Genomic DNA, 2,471 nt, shown 5'->3' on the forward strand with positions numbered 1-2,471 from the left:
GGCCAGCACGCGCGCGGCCTGCGGGCGCGCGAGGGAGGCGGCGGCGGCGGCGGCCGAGGCGAGGCGCGCGGGCACGGTGAAGAGGGCTGTCAGGCGTTCGGCGAGCGCGGCCGGGGTGAAGGCCGGCTGGGGATAGACCCAGGCCGCGTCGGCCGCGGCGAGCGCGCGGGCATTCGCACTCTGGTGGTCGTCGATGGCCGAGGGCAGGGGGACGAGCACGGCCGGGCGCCCGGCGCATTCCAGCTCCGCGACCGTCGAGGCGCCGGCGCGCGCGATGACGAGATGCGCCGTGCCGAGCCGCCCGGCCATGTCGGGGAAGAAGGGGGCGAGGTCGGCGACGACGCCGGCGTCGCGATAGGCGGTCTCGGTGCGCGCGAGATCCTCCGCGCGGCATTGCTGGGTGACGAGCAGGCGGGCGCGGATCGCCTCGGGCAGGGCGGCGACGGCGGCGGGCACGACATCGGCGAAGATGCGGGCACCCTGGCTGCCGCCGGTCACCAGCAGGCGCAGCGCGCCGCCCTCGGGCGGGACGGGATAGGGCTGGCCGGCAAGCGCCGCGAGCGCGGGCCGCACCGGGTTGCCGACGACTTCCGTGCGCGCGCCGGCGGGCACGTTCGTGGTGCCCTCGAAGGACAGGGCGAGCAGGTCTGCCGCGCGCGCCATCAGCCGGTTGGCGCGGCCGAGCACGGCGTTCTGCTCGTGCAGGATGATGGCCGGCCGCGCGCCGCCCATCAGCCGCGCCGCAGCGAGCGGGGGGAAGGAGGCATAGCCGCCGAAGCCTACCACGGCGGACGGGCTGAGTGCGGCGAGATGCCGCCGCGCCTGCGCCGTGCCGGCCAGCAGGCGGAACGCGCCGGAGACGGCGCCGCGCAGCCCACGCCCGGACAGCCCCGCGCCGGAGAGGACAAAGCGCTCGGCCGCGGCGAAGGCCGCGCTGTCATAGGCGGCGGAGCGCGCATCGGTCATCAGCGCGACGCGCTCGCCGCGCCGCAGCAGTTCGGCGGCGAGCGCCTCGGCGGGGAAGAGATGCCCGCCGGTGCCGCCGGCGGCGATGACGATGGGCTGCACGGCCGGGCCCCTCACCGCGCCCCTCCCGCCGCCAGGGCGGGGGCGGGCGCGTCGTGGTCGTGGGTGGCGCGGCCGCTGGTGCGGCGGCGCGTCAGTGCCAGCAGCATCCCCATGCCGATCGCGATGGCGAGCACCGACGACCCGCCATAGGAGACGAAGGGCAGCGTCATGCCCTTGGTGGGGATGAGGTGCAGCGTCGATCCCATGTTCACGAAGGCCTGCAGGCCGAACTGCGTGAGCAGCCCCGCGCCGGCGAGCATCACGAACAGGTCGTGCTCGGCGAGCAGGCGCATCATCCCGCGCACGACGACGAAGGCGAACAGGAACAGGATGGCGAGGCAGACGACCATGCCGAATTCCTCCCCCGCCACGGCGAAGACGAAGTCGGCATGGGCGTCGGGCAGCACGTTCTTGACGCGGCCTTCGCCGGGACCGCGGCCGAGCAGCCCGCCATTGGCGAAGGCTTCGAGCGCCACGCTCACCTGGTAGGAATCGCCCGAGGACGGGTCGAGGAAGCGGTGCACGCGCGATTGCACGTGCGGGAACAGCAGGTAGGCCCCGACCGCGGCCGCGATGCCGAGGCCGCCGACCGCGCCGACCAGGAACAGGTTCATCCCCGCGACGAAGAACTGCGCGAAGAAGACCGCGGCGACCACGAGCAGCATGCCGATGTCCGGCTGGCCCTTTAGGATGGCGGCGACGAGCACGAAGACCGCGACCGCGATGCTCGCCCCCCAGACCTTCGATCCCGGCGCCTTGCCCTCCGCGATCAGCCACGCGGCGGCGACGGCGAAGAAGGGCTTCACGAATTCGGAGGGCTGCAGCGAGAAGCCCGGGATCGGCAGCCAGCGCCGCGCGCCCTTGATCTCGGTGCCGACGACCAGCGTCGCCGCGGTCAGCACGATGAAGACGGCGAAGCCCGCGAGCGCGAGGCGCCGCACCCCCTTCACCGAGAGCATCGAGACCGCGACCATCAGCAGCGTCGCCATGCCCAGATAGGCGACCTGCTTGACGAAGAACATGTGGCGGGAGGATGCGCCGATGCGCTCCGCGACCGCGGGCGAGGCGGCGAGCATCATGACGTAGCCGAAGCCGACCAGCGCGAGCAGCGCGGCAAGCGTCCAGCGATCAACGGTCCACCACCAGCGGCCGAGGGTGGAGGTGTCGGCGCGGGAGAAGGCGGTCATGGCGCGCGCTCCGCGATCAGGGTGCGCGCGAGGTCGCGGAAGCGGTCGCCGCGCGCATCGAAGCCGGTGAACTGGTCGAAGGACGCGGCCGCCGGGGAGAGCAGCACGACCGGTGCGGCGCCGGCGAAGGCGGCGGCGGCCGCGGCGGGCAGCGCGGCGTCGAGCGTGCCGGCGATCTCATGCGGCACGCCGTGCGCGGCGAGCGTCGCGGCGAAG

Annotated in this window: 2 protein-coding genes and 1 pseudogene; all 3 read right to left on the reverse strand. The window is 74.4% G+C overall.

The window, feature by feature from the left end:
• Window positions 1–1,083, reverse strand: a 1,083-nt coding sequence (gene murG, locus HW577_RS23605; protein ID WP_198378550.1) for an undecaprenyldiphospho-muramoylpentapeptide beta-N-acetylglucosaminyltransferase, incomplete at its 3' end; no start/stop codon positions are given.
• Window positions 1,080–2,255: an FtsW/RodA/SpoVE family cell cycle protein gene (locus HW577_RS23610; RefSeq protein ID WP_198378551.1), complete on the reverse strand. Its 1,176-nt coding sequence runs from the start codon at window positions 2,253–2,255 to the stop codon at window positions 1,080–1,082. The genes murG and HW577_RS23610, both read right to left, overlap by 4 nt.
• Window positions 2,252–2,471: pseudogene (locus HW577_RS23615) on the reverse strand (UDP-N-acetylmuramoyl-L-alanine--D-glutamate ligase); the annotation flags it as partial. The gene HW577_RS23610 and the pseudogene HW577_RS23615, both read right to left, overlap by 4 nt.

Origin of the sequence: Neoroseomonas rubea (assembly GCF_016106015.1) — a bacterium.
Classification (GTDB): Bacteria; Pseudomonadota; Alphaproteobacteria; order Acetobacterales; family Acetobacteraceae; genus Neoroseomonas; species Neoroseomonas rubea.